This is a genomic window from Mycoplana azooxidifex, assembly GCF_014196765.1.
Lineage (GTDB): Bacteria > Pseudomonadota > Alphaproteobacteria > Rhizobiales > Rhizobiaceae > Mycoplana > Mycoplana azooxidifex.
In genome coordinates, this window is record NZ_JACIEE010000004.1 from 306931 (window position 1) to 325838 (window position 18908).

The window sequence follows — 18908 nt, forward strand, 5'->3', positions numbered from 1 at the left end:
CTTCGCCTGCATTTCTCCGGAACTCCGCATGTCCAGACTGCTCATCATCGGTTGCATTGCGAGCCTGCTGGCAGTCGTTCCGGCTAGCGGCGGCGCTCTTGCGCAGGAAGCAGCCGCGCAGCAGCCCATGGGCGTCGTCGAACTGTTCACCAGCCAGGGATGCTCGTCCTGCCCGAAGGCCGACAAAGCGCTGGAGACCCTGATCCGCGAAGGCAGGGTCGTGGCGCTGGCCTTCCATGTCGACTACTGGAACTACCTTGGCTGGACGGACACGCTGTCGACCAAGGAAAACACCGAGCGCCAGTATGACTATGCCCGCATGTTCGGGCGCGGCAGCGTCTACACCCCCCAGGCGGTGATCAACGGCCGCGCGCATGTGAACGGCGGGGAATTGGGGCAGATCCGCAGCCAGATCGAAACGCTCGACGCACAGGGCCGCGGCCTGTCGGTCGACGTATCCGCAGAAATCGTCCAGGACGAGATCCGCATTCGCATCGGCGGCGGCCACGGCAAGGCCAATGTGTTTGCAGCCTATTTCGACGATCAGCAGGACGTGGACATCAAGGAAGGCGAGAACCGCGGCCGGCGGGTCACCTACTGGCATGCGGTGCGCGACATGGAGACAATCGGCATGTGGGAGGGGCAGGAGACCACCCTCGTCCTGCCGGCCAGCATCCTCAACCAGAAAGGCACCGGCGGTTGCGCCATCCTCGTGCAGCGCATGAAGACGGCCGATACGCCCGGAGCCATTCTCGGCGCGACCGTCGTAAGATCGACGCTGCCGCAGACGGCACGCCGACAGTAACGCATACCCGGGCCTGCCTTGACTGCCTGCCTTCTGGCAGTTCGATGCTGATCTGGAAGATGGGGGGGTCCGGACCGGGCTCTTCGAGGGGCTGGGGCTTGAGGGTTCGAAGACACGCCGGGCCGGACCTAGACGAAGCTTCCGGCAACGGAATACTGGAGCTTCGACGCATGCCCTGTGACCGACCGATTTCCCGCACATGCAAAGCGGTTCGGCTTCAGGGCAGCGTCGTGACTTTCCTAGAAAAATTGGGCGCGGATTTGTCTGAAATGGGGCAAGCGTGCATTTTGCCGTGCCGTACTGGTTAACGGCGTCCCGGATCGGTACAGGTCGTCCGCATTCTCAGGCGTTTGCGCCACATGCGCGGGTGACGATCGATGAGCCTTTCTGTGGAAACCCGATCGCGAGGTCGTGTTTGCGGGCTTTCATCCGCCTCCGATTCGGCCGGAAAGCCCGCAAATGAGACACGTCGGCGCGACGAAATGTCTGCCTGTTTGCGATGCTTTTGCAGGCTTGCGGAGCATTTTCGGTGCCGCGTCGCGGCCTGCAGCGCTTGCAATTCCTTTCAGGTGAGGCACACTGTCATCCAACCGTCATTGTCGAAGTGCGGAGAACTGATGACTGATCAACCGGATTTGTCGCCGGGAGAAGCCGTGTCCCAAGGGTCGAGCGTTGTCGACCTGAGGGAGTACCGCAACCGCAGAGACCCGCTTCCGGTCACCTTCCATCGCAAGGAACTCGACTCCATCCTCCGAATCTACGGCCGCATGGTCGGCGAGGGAGAGTGGCGCGACTACGCGATCGACCATAGCCACGAGAAGGCGGTGTTCTCGATCTTCAAGCGCTCCGGCGAGATGCCGCTGTTCCGGGTCGAGAAGAACCCGAAGCTCGCATCGCGGCAGGGCGCCTACAGCGTCATGAACACCCACGGCATGATCCTCAAGCGCGGCCATGACCTCGCCCAGGTGCTGAAGGTGTTCGACAAGGCCCTGAAGCTGATCAAGAGCTAGACCGAAGCTTCATGCGTCCCTGTTTCCCGGGAAAGAATCAAGCGCCGGATCGCTCAAGGCACCTTCACCGAGTGCGCGCTGCATGATGATCGTGTCCAGCCACCGGCCGTGCTTGAAGCCCGTTGCCTTCATCAATCCGCCATGCTCGAAGCCGACCGCGCGGTGCACGGCGACCGAGGCCGGGTGTGCGCCGCCGATCACCGCGACCATCTGCCGGAAGCCTTGGGCGGTGCAGCGTTCCACCAGTTCCACCAGCAGCGCCTTGCCGACGCCGCGGCCACGGGCCTGCGGCGACAGATAGATCGAGTCTTCCACCAGCCACCGGTAGGCCGGCCGCGTGCGGAATGCGGAGGCATAGGCATAGCCGAGGATCACCCCGCCCTCGTCCGTGGCGACGATGTAGGGATAGCCTGCCGACGTAATGGCGGAAAAGCGGGCCTGCATCTCGTCGAGCGCAGGCGGATCGATCTCGTAGGACGCGACGCCGTTGAGGACGGATTCGCGATAGATCCCGGCAATCTCGGCGATGTCGCCTTCTGCGGCGTTGCGGATGGCAAAGGTCATCGATGGGCAACCACTGGCTTGATGAAAACGGCCCGACCGCTGCGGCACCTGCTCCACACGCGGGGCGTGCATGGCTCGGGCGATCCCCAGGGCTGGATCGTCACCGCATAGCCGCGCACGATCCAACCTGCAAGGGTTCTCTCCTCCGAACGAACGGACGCCCGCCCCTGGAGACCCCTGTGACGCCCCTCGGCTAGCCGAACACGATCAGCAGGTCCTTTGCATCGATCTGGTCGCCGGTCCGCACGAGGACTTCCGCAACGGTGCCGTCCTTCTCCGCATGCAGGGCCGTCTCCATTTTCATAGCCTCGATCGACAGCAGCACGTCGCCGGCCTTGATGGACTGGCCGGCAGCGACGGCCACCGTCGACACGACGCCCGGCATGGGCGCCCCGAGCTGGGCGGCATTGCCGGCTTCCGCCTTGCGGCGGATGGCGCCGGAAGCCCCGCGGTTACGATCGGGGACCTTGATCGGGCGCGGCTGGCCGTTCAGTTCGAAGAACATCTTGACCATGCCCTTCTCGTCGACCTCGGCCTGCGCCTGGTTGAGGACGACCAGCGTCTTGCCCTTCTCGATGTCGGCGAAGAGCTCCTCGCCCGAGGCGATACCGTAGAAATAGGCATGCGTCGGCAGCACGCTGACCGGCCCGTAGGTCTCGGCCGCCTGCGCATAGTCGGTGAACACCTTCGGGTACATTAGGTAGGAGGCGAACTCGTAGTCGCTGACAGTCCGCTCCAGCTTGGTTTCGATCGCCTTGCGCTCGGCGTCGAGATCGGCATCCGGCAGGAGCGAACCCGGTCGGTCCGTAAAGGCCGCCTCGCCCTTCAGCACCTTCTCCTGCAGCGCCTTCGGCCATCCGCCCGGCGGCTGGCCGAGATCGCCCTTGAGCATCGAGACGACCGATTCGGGGAACGACACGTCCTTGGCGGGATCCTCGACGTCGGCCACCGTCAGGTCCTGGCTCACCATCATCAGCGCCATGTCGCCCACGACCTTGGAGGACGGCGTCACCTTGACGATGTCGCCGAACATGCGGTTGGCGTCGGCATAGGCCTGCGCCACCTCGTGCCAGCGCGTCTCCAGCCCCAGCGAGCGGGCCTGCTCCTTCAGGTTGGTGAACTGTCCGCCCGGCATCTCGTGCAGGTAGACCTCGGAGGCGGGGCCCTTGAGATCGCTTTCGAACGCGGCGTACTGGTGGCGCACCGCCTCCCAGTAGAACGAGATGCGGCGGATCCATTCCGGGTCGAGCCCCGGATCGCGCTCCGACCCGCGCAGCGCCTCGACGATCGAGCCGAGGCAGGGCTGCGAGGTATTGCCCGAAAGGGCGTCCATCGCCGCATCCACCACGTCGACGCCGCTTTCCACCGCGGCGAGCACGGTCGCAGCCGCGATCCCCGAGGTGTCGTGCGTATGGAAGTGGATCGGCAGGTCGGTCGCCTCCCGCAGCGCCTTGAACAGCACGCGCGCGGCCGCCGGCTTCAGCAGGCCCGCCATGTCCTTCAGCGCGATGATGTGCGCACCGGCCTTCTCCAGCTCGGCCGCAAGGGCGGTGTAGTACTTCAGGTCGTATTTCGGCCGGGCCGAGCTCAGGATGTCGCCGGTGTAGCAGATCGCGGCCTCGCAGATCTTGTTCTCCTCCACCACCGCGTCCATCGAGACGCGCATGTTCTCCACCCAGTTCAGGCAGTCGAACACGCGGAAGACGTCGATGCCGCCCTTCGCCGCCTGGCGGACGAAGTACTTCACGACGTTGTCCGGATAGTTCTTGTAGCCGACGCCGTTCGCCCCGCGCAGGAGCATCTGCAGCAGCAGGTTCGGCGCGCCCTCGCGGACCATGGCGAGACGCTCCCACGGATCCTCCGTGAGGAAACGCATGGAAACGTCGAAGGTCGCCCCGCCCCAGCATTCGAGCGAGAACAGCTGCGGCAGCGTGCGCGCATAGGTCTCGGCGATGCGGGCGATGTCGTAGGTGCGCATGCGCGTGGCCAGCAGCGACTGGTGCCCGTCGCGCATGGTCGTGTCGGTCAGGAGCACCTGCTTCTGCGCGCGGACCCATTCGGCGAACTTCTGGGGCCCCAGTTCGTCCAGCTTCTGCTTGGAGCCGGCCGCGATCTTGCCTTCCGAATAGGGCACTTCCGGTGCGGCGATGTCCTCGGACGGCATCGGACGGCCCTTCGCCTCGGGATGCCCGTTGACGGTGACGTCGGCCAGGTAGGTGAGAAGCTTGGTCGCGCGATCCTGGCGCTTCACCTGCGCGAACAGCTCCGGCGTCGAATCGATGAAGCGCGTCGTGTAGCTGTTGTCGCGGAACTGCTGGTGCCCGATGATCGCTTCCAGGAAGGTCAGGTTCGTGGCGACGCCGCGGATACGGAACTCGCGCAGCGCACGGTCCATGCGCCGGATCGCCTCCTCGGGCGTCGGCGCCCAGGCCGTCACCTTTTCCAGAAGCGGATCGTAGTAGCGCGTGATCACCGCACCCGAATAGGCCGTGCCGCCGTCGAGGCGGATGCCGAAGCCGGTGGCGCCGCGATAGGCGGTGATGCGCCCGTAGTCGGGAATGAAGTTCTGCTCCGGATCCTCGGTCGTGATGCGGCACTGCAGCGCGTTGCCGTTCAGGTGGATGTCCTGCTGCGTCGGCACGCCCGATTCCGGCGTGCCGATGGCAAAACCGTCGAGGATGTGGATCTGCGCCTTGACGATGTCGATGCCGGTCACCTCTTCGGTGACGGTGTGCTCGACCTGGATGCGCGGATTGACCTCGATAAAGTAGAACTTCCCGGTATCGACATCCATCAGGTATTCGACCGTGCCGGCCCCGACATAGTTGGTGGCTCGGGCGATCTTCAGCGAATAGTCGGCAAGCTCCTGGCGCTGCGCCTCCGACAGGTAGGGCGCAGGCGCGCGTTCGACGACCTTCTGGTTGCGCCGCTGGATAGAGCAGTCGCGCTCGAACAGATGAACGGCGTTGCCATGCGTATCGCCGAGGATCTGGCTTTCGACGTGGCGGGCGCGCTCCACGAGCTTTTCGAGATAGACTTCGTCCTTGCCGAAGGCCGCCTTCGCCTCGCGCTTGGCCTCGGTGACTTCGCGGGCGAGGTCCTTGGGATCGCGGATCGCGCGCATGCCGCGCCCGCCGCCGCCCCACGAGGCCTTCAGCATGACGGGATAGCCGATCTGCTCGGCCATCTTCGCCACTTCCGCCACGTCATCGGGCAAGGGATCGGTCGCGGGCACGACCGGCACGCCGATCGAGATCGCAAGGTTGCGCGCAGCCACTTTGTTTCCGAGCTGGCGCATCGTATCCGGCCTCGGGCCGATGAAGGTGATGCCGGCCACGGCGCAGGCTTCGGCGAATTCCGGGCTTTCCGACAGAAGGCCGTAACCCGGGTGGATGGCGTCCGCCCCGGAAAGTTTGGCGACGCGGATCACCTCGTCGATCGAGAGGTAGCTCTCTATCGGTCCGAGATCGCGGGCAAGATGCGGCCCGCGGCCGACCTGGTAGCTCTCGTCCGCCTTGAAGCGGTGCAGCGCCAGTTTGTCCTCCTCGGCCCAGATCGCGACAGTTTTCAGCCCGAGCTCATTGGCCGCGCGGAACACGCGGATCGCGATCTCGGAACGGTTGGCGACAAGGATCTTGGATATGGGCAAGTCGGACTCCTCAATGACTTGGACACGGGAATGCTGCACCCGCGAAAAGAAACATTAGCGAGTCCCAAACGGAAGTTCAATTTCCGCCTTGCGCTGCCGCAGACGATTTACGCTGTCAGGAAATCAGCCCCAGCCGGAAGGACAGGGCGACCACGTGGTGCCGGTTCTTGGCCTTCAGTTTCTCCTGGATGCCGTTCATGTACCAGTCGACGGTGTGGTTGGAGATCTTCAGCACGCGGGCGATCTCGTGGGAGGTCATGCCGTCGGCGAGATAGTTCAGCGCCTCCATCTCCCGGCGTGTCAGGTGAAGGTTGACCTCCGCCGACAGCTCCACCGACTTCTGCGGGTCGGCATGCTGCAGCAGCTTCCAGAAGAGCTTCTTGGCGACATTCTCGAACAGTCCGATCTCGGCCGGATGCAGGTCCACCGCCTTGCCCCCGACGGTGATGCTTCCGAGCAGGCCGCGGCGTCCGTGAACCGGAAACGTATAGCCGTCTTCCAGGCCGTTGTTGCGCGCGTCGACCATCATCCTCTCCATCCGCTTGCGATGGGGATTGGCATGCAGCGCCGTCAGGGAATCGCGCCAGCGGAAGGCGGAATGGGCGTGGTTGAGGTACTGGACCGTCGGATCGATGACGATGTATTTCTTCCGGGCGTAGATCTCCGGCCACCCTTCCGGCCAGCGTCCCGCCAGCACCAGGCCCATCACATCCTCGTGAGGCTTCGGCTGGCGCGCCACAACGTAGTAGTCGAAGCCGTAATGATCGAGCAGCCGCTCGAACTCCGGCAGCAGCTCGTCGGGTACCGATAATTCATCGAGCAGGCCCGTAAACTGGGCCAGAAGATTGATGTTCATAATAAAATCGACCGGACACGCGGCCCCTCCAAAACACTTTGTCACAAAATCGCCCCTGCTCGCAAAACGGGCACGGTGCGGAAAAACACCCGCTGTCGATCCGTTTATCAAGTTGCGCCGATTTGGCAACGTACCGTTCAGCGTCCATTCATCGACAAACAAATAGCATTCGGCCATCGCTGAAGATGTGACTGGTGGACAAAACCTCTCAGAGAGGACCGGTCACAGACCTTGTGTAGGCGTCCATCCCGGAGGATTGACGCGGTGCACAATACAGGACCGCGAAAGGGTTTCGAAGTGTCGTTGTTCCAGGTTTACACGCGGGCGCTGAGCTATCTCTCCGTATACCGGTTCCGCGTGTCGTCAATCGTCGCAGCAAACGTCGTGCTGGCGGTCATCACCATCGCCGAGCCGGTGCTTTTCGGCAAGATCATCGACGCCATCTCGTCGAAGGGCGCCGTCACGCCGATGCTCCTGATGTGGGCCGGCTTCGGCGTGTTCAACACGATCGCCTTCGTCCTGGTGGCGCGCGAGGCCGACCGGCTGGCCCATGGCCGCCGCGCCAGCCTGATCACGGAAGCCTTCGGCCGGATCATCTCCATGCCGCTCTCCTGGCACAGCCAGCGCGGCACCTCGAACGCGCTGCACACGCTGCTGCGCGCCTGCGAGACCATGTTCGGCCTCTGGCTCGAGTTCATGCGCACCCACCTGGCGACCGCGATCGCGCTCGTCCTGCTGGTGCCGACCGCCTTTGTCATGGACTACCGGCTGTCGCTGGTGCTCCTCGTCCTCGGCATCGCCTATGTCATCATCGGCAAGGTCGTGATGAACAAGACCCGCGGTGGCCAGGCCTCGGTGGAAGGCCACTATCACACGGTCTTCTCGCACGTGTCGGACTCCATCAGTAACGTCTCGGTGGTCCATAGCTACAACCGCATCGAGGCCGAGACGAAGCAGCTGAAGCAGTTTGCCCAGCAGCTCATCAACGCCCAGTATCCGGTGCTCGACTGGTGGGCGCTCGCCAGCGCGCTGAACCGCATCGCCTCGACGATCTCCATGATGACGATCCTCGTGATCGGCACCGTCCTCGTCCAGCGCGGCGAACTGCGCGTCGGCGAAGTTATCGCTTTCATCGGCTTCGCGGGCCTTCTCATCGGCCGCCTGGACCAGATGAAGCAGTTTGCCGAGCAGATCTTCGAGGCGCGCGCCAAGCTGGAGGACTTCTTCGTCCTGGAGGATTCCGTCAAGGACCGCGAGGAGCCGGCCGATGCCGGCGAGCTGACCGATGTCCGCGGCAAGGTCGAGTTTCGCGACATCAACTTCGACTTCGCCAATGCGACGCAGGGTGTTCGCGACGTCTCGTTCACCGCCGAAGCCGGCCAGACGATCGCGATCGTCGGCCCCACGGGTGCCGGCAAGACCACGCTCGTCAACCTGCTGCAGCGCGTCTATGAGCCCAAGAGCGGCCAGATCCTGATCGACGGCGTCGACATCTCCACGGTGACCCGCAAGTCGCTGCGCCGGTCGATCGCCACCGTCTTCCAGGACGCCGGCCTGCTCAACCGTTCGATCTCCGACAATATCCGTCTCGGCCGCGAGGGCGCCACCGATGACGAGATCATGGATGCGGCCGAGGCCGCGGCAGCCGACGACTTCATCCAGTCGCGCCAGGAAGGCTACGACACCCGGGTCGGCGAACGCGGCAACCGCCTGTCCGGCGGCGAGCGCCAGCGTATCGCGATTGCACGCGCCATCCTCAAGGATGCCCCGATCCTCGTGCTCGACGAGGCGACGAGCGCCCTCGACGTCGAGACCGAGGCCCGCGTCAAGGCGGCGATCGACAACCTGCGCAAGAACCGCACCACCTTCATCATCGCCCACCGCCTGTCGACGGTGCGCGAGGCGGACAAGGTGCTGTTCCTCGACCATGGCCGCATCGCGGAGATGGGCACCTTCCACGAGCTCAGCCAGAGCAACGGCCGCTTCGCAGCGCTGCTGCGGGCAAGCGGCATCCTCACCGACGAGGACGTCCGCAAGAGCCATACCGCCGCATAAGGCTTCCAGCCACCGACGATCAGACGCCGCATTCGGTTTCGAGTGCGGCGTTTTGTTTTGCGGCCCCGCCGCCCCGACCGGTGGCCACCAGGGCGCTTCTCATGCATTCAGCTCCAGGGGGCGGTGTGAGTTCCTCCGAGGCTGCCTGCCGTCTCTACGCGGGTTGCTTGCCGGCCTTGACGGCGATCGGCTTGGACAGTCCGGCCAACCAGTCCAGATAGCGTGCATAGGCGAACAGCAGCCCGATCCCGACCATCACGTAGACCGTGCCGACCAGCACGCTCTTGCCCGAAATGAACACCAGCACCTGGCCGATCATCGCCAGGATCGTCCCGAAGATGAAGATCGCCAGGCCATGGCGGCCGACCGCCGTCAGCGGATGGTCCGTAGGCAGGGCCAGCCAGCCGGAAAGCGCCGGCACCATCGCCAGGAGATAGGCGAGCGCGAGCACGTGCAGGAGCCGCGGCGCCGACAGGAAGGTCTTGTCGAAGCCGGTGATCACCACAGGCAGGCCGAACGACGTATCGATCCACCAGAGCGACAGCACGACCCAGACGAGCGAGACGGCCAGATAGGCGCAGCACAGGACGACCACTGCCCTGTTCGCCCCCGGCCACGCTCCCCGCCGGGCGCGGCTGCTGGCCGCGAGGCCGATCGCAAACAGGAACTGCCAGGAGAAGGGATTGAGGAACCAGTAGCCGTCGTCCAGGAGATTGGACGGCGCGATGTTCCAGAGGCCCGCGGCAAGCCACAGCAATCCGGACAGCGTCAGCATCGCCGCGGGGCTGCGCGCATGCAGCCACAGCATGCCGGGCAGCATCAGCAGGATGACGGCGTACATCGACAGGATATTGTTGTAGCCGAACTGATGGCCCAGAAGCACCATGCCGAGCAGCCCCTCCTCGGTCCGGTCGACGACCGCGCGAAGGTTGATCTCCGAAAGGAGGTCGGGCCGTGCGAACCAGAGCGCCCCGCCGGCGAAGATCGCAAACGTGACCAGACTCGTCATGACGTGGGCGACATAGAGGCTGAAGGCACGCCGCAGGACTCGCACGCTGACGGCGAGGCGCTTGCCAGGAACGAACGTCGCCCCGAAGGCCAGGCCGGCCGAAATGCCCGAGATCAGCACGAAGGCCTCGGCCGAATCGGAAAAGCCGAAGTTCTTGTTCGTCAGGTGCTCGAGCAGGTTGCCCGGAACATGGTTGATGAAGATCGCGATCAGCGCCAGAGCGCGCAGAACGTCGATCCGCGTGTCGCGCGCCGGCTTTGCCACCGGCGTTTCCGCCACGCTCATGGTTTGTTCATTCCGTATCAATGCTTGCCTTCCCGAACAGTCGACGTGAAAAGGGGCACGACGGCCCCCGCGTCACCCGCTGGAACCGACATGCCCCAATGTCTGAAATTCGAGCCTAGAGCGAATACTCTTCTTGTGATCTCTTTATGACAGTTTCATTTATCTTCACGTCGATTTTACCGTCGACTTTGCGTTCGGCACGGATTTCGTGCTTCACGCCGGCAAGCGTGACTGCGGCGGTAAAGCCGGACCAGTGCGAGGGGATCGCCGGTTCGACCACGAGACGGCCATTCTCCTTGCGGATGCCGAGCACGCCTTCGACTGCGGCCCGGTAGAGCCAGCCGGCAGACCCCGTGTACCAAGTCCAGCCGCCCCTGCCCTTGCGCTCGCCCTCGCCATAGACGTCGGCTGCGACCACATAGGGCTCGACGCGATAGGTCTCGATCGCCTCCGGCGATTGCCCATGCTTGATCGGGTTCAGCATGTTCAGGCAGTTCCAGGCATCGTCCGCCCGGCCCTGCACGGCGAGCGCCATCACCACCCAGGCGGCGGCATGCGTGTACTGGCCGCCGTTCTCGCGCACCCCCGGCGGATAGGCCTTGATGTAGCCGGGATCCTGCTGGCTGTTCTCAAAAGGCGGTGTGAACAGCTTGATGATCCCCGCCTCGCTGTCGGCGAGCTCGGCCAGCACCGCATCCATGGCGAGCCGTGCCCGCTCCTTGTCGCCTTCGCCGGAAAGAACGCTCCAAGACTGCGCGATCGAATCGATGCGGCACTCGGCGTTGCCCTGCGAACCGAGCGGGCTGCCGTCGTCGAAGTAGCCGCGCCGATAATGCGCGCCGTCCCAGCCGGCCGATTCCAGTGCCGCCTTGAGCGTTTCCAGGTGCTCCAGCCAGACGCGGGCGCGATGGTTGTCGCCGCGCTCGCGGGCAATCGGCGCGAAGGCGCGCAGCGTGCCGGCCAGGAACCAGCCGAGCCAGACGCTCGTGCCCTTGCCGGCCTCGCCGACACGGTTCATGCCGTCGTTCCAGTCGCCGCCGAGGATCAGCGGCAGGCCGTTCTCGCCCGTCCGCTGGATGGCGAGATCGAGCGCCCGGGCGCAATGCTCGTAGAGTTCCGCTTCTTCCGTCGAACGGCCGGGCTTGAAGAACGAATCGTGCTGCCCCTCGGCGAGCGGCGGCCCTTCGATGAAGGTCAGCTTCTCGCTGAGGATCGCATGGTCGCCGGTCGAGCCGCAGTACTGGGTGACCGCATAGGCCAGCCAGACGACGTCGTCCGAAATCATCGTCCGCACGCCCGCTCCCGTTTCCGGCAGCCACCAATGCTGGACGTCGCCTTCATGGAACTGCCGCGACGCCGCGTTCAGGATTTGCTTGCGGGCGAGTTCCGGTCGATGCGTCAGGAAGGCCAGCGTGTCCTGCAGCTGGTCGCGGAACCCGTAGGCCCCGCTCGCCTGGTAGAAGGCGGCCCGGGCCAGCACGCGGCAGCCGAGGCTCTGGTAGGGAAGCCATGTATTGACCATCAGGTTCAGCGCCGGATCGGGCGTCTCGACCTGCAGGGTGCCGGTGAACTCGCCCCAGAAGGCGCGCATCTTCTCCAAAGCCTCGTCGATCGATGCCGAGACGGCCTCGCCGGCAAGCGCACTCGCCGCCTCGGCCGTATCGCAGTCACCGAGCACGAAGAGGATTTCCTTTTCCTCGCCGGGCTGCAGCTTGAAGTCCGTCACGAGTGCCGCGCACGGCGCCCCGTTGCTTTCCATCGTGCCCGACAGGCCGGCACCGGTCGAAAGCACCGCCGGCATGACGATGTCGCCCTGGCGGCCGATGAACTCGCGCCGGCTCGTCGTGACGCCGGCAAGCTTGCCGTTCGTGGCAAAGAAGGCGACACGGCCCGAATAGTCGAGGCTGTAAGGGTTTGTCGCAAGGATCGCCCCGCTCGCCTCATCCTGGCTGCACAGGACGAACGGCGCCGTCCTGGCCGGATTGTTGCCGAGCACCCATTCGACATAGCCATAGGCCGAAAGGTTGCGCGCCGATTTTCCGGTATTGCGCACGATCAGGCGCGAATACTTCACCGGACGCTCCGCATCGACCGTCTGCACGAGATCCAGCTCCAGCCCGCCGGACGCGGTCCGGAAGGCGGAATAGCCGAGGCCGTGCCAGGTTTCGAACAGGACGGACGGATCGCGCGACAGGCCGGCGAAGGGAACGTGCACCGCACCGCTGTCGCGGTCCTTGACATAGAAGGCCTCGCCCGGGCGGTTGATGACCGGGTCGTTGGTCCACTGCGTGACCTGGTAGTCGCGCGAATTGCGGCTCCAGGTGAAGGCGCCGCCCTCGGCTGCGACGTGGAAGCCGAAGTGCTCGTTGGCGATGACGTTGATCCACGGATGCGGGGTCCCCTCGCCGCCGCGGACCTTGACGACATATTCGCGCCGCCCGGCGTCGAAGCCGCCATAGCCGTTCCAGAAGGCCAGGTCGCCGCCGTCGATCGCCGCAGGCTGCCCCTTGCGCTCGGAAGCGGGGACGGGTGCGGCATGCCGGGCCTCTTCCTCTGCGGGAACGGCCGGCGTGGCGAAGATCGAGATGGCGCGCTCGATCTGGTCGGACAGCGTTCCGTTGCGCGCGTGGAAGACGGCGCGTGCGGTCGCCAGCAGCGCCTGCCAGGTGGATACGTCCATCAGGTCGCGGCGAACCGCAAAGATGTGCTGCCGCATGCCGTCCGACTGGCCGCGCATCCGCAGGTTCTCGCACATCTGCTCGAGCGTGTGCTGCATGTCCTGTGCATAGGACGAAGCCTTCTCGTTGAGGATGACGAGATCCGCCAGCACGCCGCGATGGCGCAGGTATTCCTGGGCCCGCAGCGCCTCGCGGGCGATCTCCAGGTCCGCATCGTCGTTGATGCGCAGAACGTAGATCGGGAAGTCGCCCGAAATCGCCAACGGCCACAGCGCCGACTGCGAGGTGAGGCCCGCCTGGACGGTGGCCGCATCCGCGCGCAGGTGCATGTCGGGATAGACGAGATAGCGGCCGAGCGCCTGGAAGCTCGCCGCCTCCTGCGAGGTGACGCCGATATGGCGCAGATGGACTTGCGAACGGGTCCACGCATGAATGAGCTCGTTGTTGAATGCTTCCGGATGCCGGTAGCGGTCGATCGCCCGATCCAGTTCCTCACGGTTGGGGGCGGCGATCGTCCAGAAGATCACCTTCACCTTCTTGCCGGCCGGCACGCGGACGACGCGACGCAGCGACACGATCGGATCGAGCGTGAATCCATCCGTGCCCGAAAGCTGCGCTCCGGGCTCGAAGGCTGCGGCCGTGGTGAGGCTGCGGCCGCGGCCGATGAAGTTTCGCCGGTCCGTCTCGACTTCCGTCCGGCGCGAACCGGCATTGTCGACGATCAGGTGCGCCACGCACATGTCGGGATCGCTTGGGCTGCGCTTGTTGCGCGAGATGCGCACGACGTCGCCGCGTCGGCCGATCTCGGTCTTGAGGAACATGCGCGCGAACAGCGGATGCGCATTGTCTGTATCGTCCGTCGTGACCACCGGCTCCATGTAGGAGGTCACCTCGATGAAGCGGTCCTCGGCGCCGGTGTTGAGCAGCGTCAGGCGCCGCCCCTCGGCATCGTGCTCCGTCGCGACGATGCACTCCAGTTCGCTCGAAAGCGTCCCGACGGTCTTGATGAACTCCGCCTTGTCGTCGCTGAACTGGGTCTTCGTCTCTTCACCCTCGGCGCGCTTGGGTTCCACCGTCGTCGACCACCACTCATTGGTGGCCGTGTCGCGCAGGAAGACGAAGGTGCCCCAGCGATCTTCCGCCGGATCGGGCTTGAAGCGGGTGACCGACTGGCCGTTCCAGTGCGCGTAGCCGGAGCCGGTCGCCGTCAGCATGACCGAGTAGTGGCCGTTGGAGAGGAACGCCGCCTCGCGGTCTTGCGATACCGGATCCTCGATCACGCGGACTTCGGGCCGCAGCAGGTCGGCCTGCGTGCTGCCGACCGTTTCCGGCTCGCGCTTGGTGTTGATGATCGGGATTTCGCGCGGCGCCTTTTCCTGCAGGAGCAGTTCGGCCGCCTCGATCACCGGGTCGGCATGGAAGCGCGCCCTCAATGCGCCGTTGAACGCGACGTTGGCGACGGCTGCGATCGACATGCCGTGGTGATGGGCCATGTAGTTGTGCACGACCGCGCAACGCTTGCCTTCCGGCACGCGCGTCGGCGTGAAATCAACCGCGTCGTGGAAGCCGTAGATGCCGAGCGCGCCGAGCCTGCGCAGTTCGTTCAGGTTGTCGAGAGCAGCCTTCGGCGCATACTGCGTCGCCAGCAGCGAGGCATAGGGCGCGATGACGGCGTTCTGGCCGAGGCCGCGCTTCAGGCCCAGCGTGGGCACGCCGAAGTTGGTGTACTGGTAGTTCATGTTGTGGTCGCGGGCGTTGAACGCCGCTTCCGAGATGCCCCACGGCGTGCCGAGGCGCTGGCCGTGGTTCTGCTGCTCCTTGACGATCAGGTTGTTGGTCTGGTTCAGGATGCCGCCCTGCGGCTCCTGCATCACCAGCGGCGGCATCAGGTATTCGAACATCGAGCCGGACCACGAGACGAGCGCGCCGCGCGAACCGATCGGCACGACCGGGCGGCCGAGCTTGTGCCAGTGCTCCGTCGGCAGGTCGCCCTTGGCGATCGCAAACAGGCTGGTCAGGCGCGCTTCGGAAGCGAGCAGGTCGTAGCAGGCCTCGTCGAGTTCGTTGGTCTCGACCCGGTAGCCGATCGACAGCAGCCGCCGTTCGGGCCGGAACAGGAAACCGAAGTCCATCGAGAACGCGATGTCGCGGGTGCGGTCGCGCAGCACGACGAGCCGCTGGCGCAACGCCTCGATGCTGCCGAGGTCGAACACGCTGTCGGCGATGTGCCCTTCGCAGGTGGCCACCAGCGCGTTCGCCCACTTCATCACTTCCGCGCTCTGCGGGCTCTTGATCTCGTGGTCGAGGTTGGCGATCAGCTTGTTGACGTCGCGGGCCAGCACGCCGAGGTTGATCACGCGGATCGAGGCGAACTCGTGCTCGCGCTTGACCGCGGCAAGCGCGTTGTGGAAGCCGGCGATCTGTTCTTCGAGGAGCCGGCGCAGCGGGCGCACGGTCTTGCGGTCGTCCGGCAGTTCGGCCAGCACTTCCGACAGGATCGAGGCTGCATCGCCGATGCCGTCGAGGCTGCCGTGCAGATGCGCCGACGGCGCTTCCGCCCATTCCCGGCAGACGGACGAGACGGCGATGAGATGGCCCGCGAGGTTGCCGCTGTCCACCGCCGAGACATAGCGCGGCCCGAGCGTCTCCAGCGTGTTGGTGTGGTACCAGTTGTAGAGGTGGCCGCGGAACTTCGGCATGCTGTCGATCGTCGAGACCGTCTCCTCGAGGCGGCGCACCGTCTCCTCGAAGCCGATCCAGCCGAAGTCGCGCGCGGAAACCACCGACAGGAGGTAGACGCCGATATTGGTCGGCGAGGTGCGCTCCGCGAGCACGGGCTGCGGCGTTTCCTGGAAATTGTCGGGCGGCAGGAAGTGCTGCTCGGCGGTGACGAATTCCTCGAAATAGCGCCAGGTGCGCCGGGCGATCTTGCGAAGCTCGGTCACGACGCCCTCGGGCACGACCAGCTGATCCTCGGTCTCCGCCGACTGGCTGACATACCAGGCGATCGCGGGCGAAAGGATCCAGATCACCGCAAAGGGCATGGCGATGAAGGGCAGGCCGGTCTTGGAGAACAGCGCCAGGCCGACTGCGACCAGGGCCAGCGCCGGCGCCTGCCACATGTCGACGTAGTAAGACCAGATGCCGCCGCGCGAAGAGCTGTGCACCTGGGCTGCCGTCCGCCATTCCAGCATGTGCTTGCGGCTGACGAACATGCGGTAGAGCGAGCGGATCGTCGCATCCGCCATCATCGCCGCCTGGTGGGCGATGAAGACGATGCGCAGTGCCACCTGCGCGTTGGCCGCCCTGATGTCGGAGAAGATCGTCTGCAGGTGGGCCCGGGCGACAATGTCGCTGCGGCGCGGCACGGCGCCGGTGAACAGCGACAGGGTGGGCGCGACGAACAGCAGGAAGATCAGCACCAGCTGCCAGATCAGCGCCTGGCGCGGCTCCATGTAATACCAGCCCATGACCGAGGCGACGAGCCAGCAGATGGGGATAAGGCAACGGCGGAGATTGTCGTACATCTTCCAGCGGCCGATCATGGACACCCCGCTCGACGGCCTGAAGATGTAGGGCAGCAACTGCCAGTCGCCGCGCGCCCAGCGATGCTGGCGCGAGTTCTCGACCTCGTAGCGGATCGGAAAATCCTCGACGAACTCCACGTCGGTGACGAGCGCGCAGCGCGCATAGGAGCCTTCGAGAAGGTCGTGCGACAAGATCGAGTTTTCCTCGATGCGACCCTTCAGCGCCGCCTCGAAGGCATCGACGTGATAGAGGCCCTTGCCGGTGAACGTGCCCTCGTCGGTGAGGTCCTGGTAGACGTCGGAGACGGTGAAGACGTAAGGATCGACGCCCCGGTTCGCCGAGAAGATGCGTTGGAACGTCGACGCCTCGTCGCCCGTCGTCAACGACGGGGTGACGCGCGGCTGCAGGATGCTGTAGCCGGCGACGACCCGCTGGGTCTCGGGGTCGATCAGCGGGCGATTGATCGGGTGGAACAGCTTGCCGACGAGATTGGTGGCCGCGTCACGCATCAGGCGCGTGTCCGAATCGAGGGTCAGCACGTACTGGACGTTTTCCGGGACGACGTTGGCGCCGGGCAGGAAGCTGGTGTCGCCGTCGCCGCGCAGGAGCAGGTTCAGCTCGTGCAGCTTGCCGCGCTTGCGCTCCCAGCCCATCCACACGCCTTCCTGCGGATTGAACTGCCGGCGGCGATGCAGGAGGTAGAAGCGCGTGCGACCGTCATAGGCATAGCGCGCCGAAAGCAGCGCGATCTCGCGCTTGGCATATTCGAGGACGTCGAGATCCTCCGGCGTCTCCTCGACCTTGCTGTCGACCCAGTCGCTGACGAGCGAGAAGTAGATCTCGCCGCGCGGGTTGGCGAGGTAGTGGACCTCCAGGTTGCGCACCAGTTCGTCGACGTGATCGCGCTTGGAAATCAGGCAGGGGACGGCGACGAGCGTGCGCGCCTCCTCCGGTATCCCCTCGCGCAGTTCGTAGCCCACCAGTCGGGTCGGCTTCACGCAGAGAGTGACGAGCGTGTTGTAGAGCCCGACGGCACCTTCCGAAGCCGGCACCGCGAACAGGATCAGCATGATCAGCCAGGCGCCGTCCGGAATGTCCATCTGGTCGAGGAAGTAGTAGACCCCGACCATGGCCAGAAGCGTCAGCAGGATCACCGGCCCGGCAATGGCGAACCAGTCGAGCGAGCGGCTGAAGCGGACGATGCGCTGCAGGATGGAGGGACGGTACCCGATCCGCCTTTCCAGGATGTCGCGCTTGTTGCCGACCAGGTAGCTGCCGACATTGGCTTCGTGCGCACCGGCGACGTTCCCCGCCGCCATGTCCTCGGCGGTCATGGCCAGCGCCATCTGCGTCACTTCCAGCTCCGTCTTGCCGGAGCGGCGGGCCATCTTCTCGATCGTGTCGCGATAGGCGTTGCGTGAGCCGAAATCGAGCTCGGTATAGTCCGAGCCCTCGCGCAGCGCCGCATCGAGGCGGCTGACGCTCTCGACCCAGACCGGCCATTCCGTGTCGTCGATCGTGCGCAGCCCCTTGATCAGGTTGCTCATCGTGACATTGCCGGAGGAAAGCCGGTTCTGCTCGGCGACGAGGACCTCTTCCAGGTCGGTCCCGCGCGCCTCGATCTGCTTTTCCAGCCACTGGATGGCCGCGCCCGATACCTGCAGCCCGTCGCGCAGGCGATAGAGCAACTGGGCGACGAAGGTATTGTCGGCGACGAGGTGCTCGATCTCGCGCAGGATGACGATGCTCTTCTCCGCGTCGTTCTGGCGGATCAGCTCGTCGGCGACCTCGTTGGCCTTGCGGCGCATGCCGCGCGAACGCTCGACACGGCTGGAAATGCGCCGCAGGTTCTCGATCAGGATGAAGCGGACGATCGACGGCAGCGCCCAGAGTTCGCCGATCTTGAAGGCCTCGGCCTTCTGGAATCCCTCGACGATCGCCGTGAGGCTCTCGCGCGAGACGCTGCTCTGGGTGTGGGCGACATAGAGCCAGCCGAGCGCCAGCGTCCGCGGGATCTCGACGTCGCCGATCTTCATCGTCGGCAGCTGGCGATAGAAGCGGCGCGGGAAATCGCGACGCACTTCCTGGATCGCCTCCTCGACCACGTAGTAGTTGTCGAGCAGCCATTCCGCCGCCGGCGTGATCGTCGCCCCCGCTTCGACGTCGCGGGCCGTCGTCTGGTAGACGCGGAAGATTTCCTTCTCGTTTTCCCGGTGGCGGGCGCGGAAGTCGAACGGCGTGAAGCCCGGCAGCGAATTCGCGCCGTTCTTCGCCAGGTCCTCACCGCAGGCGCTCAGTTCCTCGAGGGTGAAATAGGTATCCCGGATCGAATCGTTGTAGTCGATCTGCTTGGATTCCGTCTCGCGCAACGAGGTCTGTGGTCTTTTGTGAAGGGACATCAGCTTTTTTCTGTTTTGGAGCAGGGTTGGTGGATCCGGCCTCGGCCGGATTTACGTTCGGCAGGCAGGG

Annotated in this window: 8 protein-coding genes; 3 read left to right on the forward strand and 5 right to left on the reverse strand. The window is 65.0% G+C overall.

The features are described 5' to 3' along the window. Positions 1-28 precede the first annotated feature (28 nt). Positions 29-805: a DUF1223 domain-containing protein gene (locus GGQ64_RS10775; protein WP_183803518.1), complete on the forward strand. Its 777-nt coding sequence runs from the start codon at positions 29-31 to the stop codon at positions 803-805. A 617-nt stretch (positions 806-1422) separates the two neighbouring features. Continuing rightward, positions 1423-1815 carry a DUF2794 domain-containing protein gene (locus GGQ64_RS10780; RefSeq protein ID WP_183803521.1) on the forward strand — a complete coding sequence of 131 codons (393 nt, stop codon included), beginning with the start codon at positions 1423-1425 and terminating at the stop codon, positions 1813-1815. Between the two features lie 9 nt (positions 1816-1824). On the opposite strand, the gene GGQ64_RS10785 is transcribed toward GGQ64_RS10780, so the two are convergent. The 3 genes from GGQ64_RS10785 to GGQ64_RS10795 all read right to left on the reverse strand — a co-directional run bounded on the left by GGQ64_RS10785 (position 1825) and on the right by GGQ64_RS10795 (position 6884). Next, the gene (locus GGQ64_RS10785; protein WP_183803524.1) at positions 1825-2379 is read right to left on the reverse strand and encodes a GNAT family N-acetyltransferase; all 555 of its coding nucleotides are present in this window, start codon (positions 2377-2379) and stop codon (positions 1825-1827) included. Between the two features lie 193 nt (positions 2380-2572). Beyond that, positions 2573-6028 (reverse strand): pyruvate carboxylase, encoded by a 3456-nt coding sequence (gene pyc, locus GGQ64_RS10790; protein ID WP_183803526.1) that lies wholly within the window; start codon positions 6026-6028, stop codon positions 2573-2575. 115 nt (positions 6029-6143) lie between these two features. Continuing rightward, positions 6144-6884: a LuxR family transcriptional regulator gene (locus GGQ64_RS10795; RefSeq protein WP_183803529.1), complete on the reverse strand. Its 741-nt coding sequence runs from the start codon at positions 6882-6884 to the stop codon at positions 6144-6146. Positions 6885-7181: 297 nt separating this feature from the next. Here GGQ64_RS10795 and GGQ64_RS10800 point away from each other — a divergent pair, with 297 nt between their 5' ends. Further along, positions 7182-8939, forward strand: a complete 1758-nt coding sequence (locus GGQ64_RS10800; protein WP_183803532.1) for a glucan ABC transporter ATP-binding protein/ permease — start codon at positions 7182-7184, stop codon at positions 8937-8939. A gap of 154 nt (positions 8940-9093) precedes the next feature. Here GGQ64_RS10800 and GGQ64_RS10805 read toward each other — a convergent pair whose 3' ends face one another. After that, a complete protein-coding gene (locus tag GGQ64_RS10805; RefSeq protein WP_183803535.1) occupies positions 9094-10233 on the reverse strand; it encodes an OpgC family protein in 1140 nt (379 codons plus the stop codon). Positions 10234-10348: 115 nt separating this feature from the next. Beyond that, positions 10349-18838, reverse strand: a complete 8490-nt coding sequence (locus GGQ64_RS10810) for a glycoside hydrolase family 94 protein (RefSeq protein WP_183803539.1) — start codon at positions 18836-18838, stop codon at positions 10349-10351. Positions 18839-18908 lie beyond the last annotated feature (70 nt).